General features: G+C 77.6%; 1 protein-coding gene and 2 pseudogenes. All 3 read left to right on the forward strand.

Translation table 11 applies throughout. The features are described 5' to 3' along the window. Nucleotides 1-565, forward strand: a pseudogene (locus ACTUAL_RS12235) (hypothetical protein); the annotation flags it as partial. A 52-nt stretch (nt 566-617) separates the two neighbouring features. Further along, complete coding sequence (locus ACTUAL_RS12240) at nt 618-1,343, forward strand: DUF4255 domain-containing protein (RefSeq protein WP_096493515.1); 726 nt, start codon at nt 618-620, stop codon at nt 1,341-1,343. Between the two features lie 73 nt (nt 1,344-1,416). Beyond that, nucleotides 1,417-2,107, forward strand: a pseudogene (locus ACTUAL_RS12245) (ATP-binding protein); the annotation flags it as partial.

Consider the following 2,107-nt stretch of genomic DNA (forward strand, 5'->3'; position numbering starts at 1 on the left):
GCGCAACGGCGGCGGCGCGAACGCCACCGGGCTGCGGCTGGAGATGGCGCTGCCGAGGGGAATCCCGGTCGCGGCGCTGCCACCCGGCTGCTCGGCGACGGGGTGCGCGCTGCGCGACCTGCCGCCGGGTGGGACGCAGTCGCTCACCGTGGTGCTCGCGCCGGTGGCGCCGGGCCAGGGGACCGCGCGCGGCGTGGTGCGCACCACCGGCAGCGACGGCAACGCGGCCGACAACGCGGCCACCGCGCAGGTCCGGGTGCTGCTGCCCAGGATCGTGGCGGTGCCGCCGATCGGCGAGCCGGGCTTCGTCACCTCGGTGCGGGGGCTGGACTTCCCGCCCGGCGTGCCGGTGCGGCTGACCTGGACGCCGGGCATCACGGCGTCCGCCGCGCCGACCCTGCCCCGGCCGGACGGCAGCTTCACCGCGCAGCTGCTGATCCTGCCCAAGGACCAGACCGGGCCGCGCGTGATCACCGCCTCCGGCGACGGGTTCCGGCCCGCGACCACGCCGTTCCTGGTGGTGCCGGGCACGATCGGGCCGCCGGACATGGTGAACCGCAGGTGAGCCGGGGCACGGGTATGTCCTTTGTGGATGGACGAGGTGCGGGGAGGGTGTCGTGATCCACGAGGTGGACGAGGCGATCCGCAGGCTGCTGTCGGACAGCGGGGTCCCCGGCGGTGGCGGCGAGCTGGCGTTCGAGGCGCCCACCAAGGAGTGGACGGCGCGGCGCAACGGGCCGATGGTGAACGTGTTCCTCTACGACATCCGCGAGGACGTCGGGCGGCGCAGCGCCGGGTCGGCCGAGGTGCACGACGAGTCCGGCGACCTGCTCGGCTGGCGCGGGCCCACCCGGTGGTTCCGGCTGTCCTACCTGGTGACGGCCTGGACCAACCGGGCCACCGACGAGCACCGGCTGCTGTCCGAGGTGCTGGCGTGCCTGGTGCGGGTGCAGAGCGTGGAGCGGCGCTGGCTCACCGGGTCGCTGGCCGAGCTGGGCGCGAAGGTTCCGCTGATCACCGGCGGCGCGCTGTCCGAGGGCGCCGCGGCGGCCGACGTGTGGTCGGCGCTGGGCGGCGAGCTCAAGCCGTCGATCGACGTGAAGGTGACCGCGCCGATGCGCGGCGAGTGGACCCCGGCCGGGCCGCCGGTCACCGAGGGCATCGTGCTGCGCGGCCTGGACGAGCCGGGCTTCACCGGCGACGGCACCGCGCGCAGGCTGCGCTACGAGGGGCCGACGAGCGCGGAGGGCGAGGGGTTCGCGGCCACCAGGGAGCGCCCCGCGCCCACGCCCGAGCGGCCCGCCGGGACGGCGCGCAAGCGCGGGGGCGGGGCGATCAGGTGACCGCCGGGAGCCCGCGCCCGCCCGGTCCCCGGCGCCCGCCGGGACGGCCGTGCCAGGAGCGGGGGGAGGACCGGTGACCACCGACGAGGGGCTGCTCGGCGTGGTGGGCGGGGTGGCCGGGAGCGGGGAGCAGGACGCCGACCTGGTGTACCTGTGGGCGCGCCTGGGGGCCGTGGAGTGGCGGGTGCGGCTGGCCGTGGAGGCGCGGCGCGCCACCGACCCCGCGCCCGACGACCCGTACCGGGGCCTGTACTTCACGCCCGAGGCCGTGCAGCGGGTGCTGGACGCCCCGCGCGTCCCGCGCCTGTTCCCGCCCGAGGACGACGTCGACCTGGACGCGCTGGCCGCGCTCGCGCCCGCGCCGGGACCGCGCCTGCTCGTGCTGGCGCGCGACTTCGCGCTCGACCCGCTGGACGTGGAGCTGCTGCTGGTCGCGCTCGCCCCCGACGTCGACACCCGGCTCGAACGCCTCTACGGCGACCTCAACGACGACATCACCCGCCGCCGCGCCACCACCGGCCTCGCGCTGGAGCTGTGCGGCCTGCCGCCCGCCGGGCCCGGCCGGTTCCGGCTCGCGCCGTCCGCGCCGCTCATCGCGCGCGGCCTGGTGGAGGTGCAGCAGGACGACTCGCCCGCGCTGTCCAGGGTGCTGCGGGCGCCCGACCGGGTCGTGGCGCACCTGCTCGGCGACGACAGCCCGGACCACGCGCTCACCGGCGTCGCCCGCCTCGAACCGCCCGCGCCGCCCACGGGGGAGCTGGCCG

This window comes from Actinosynnema sp. (genome assembly GCF_052038725.1).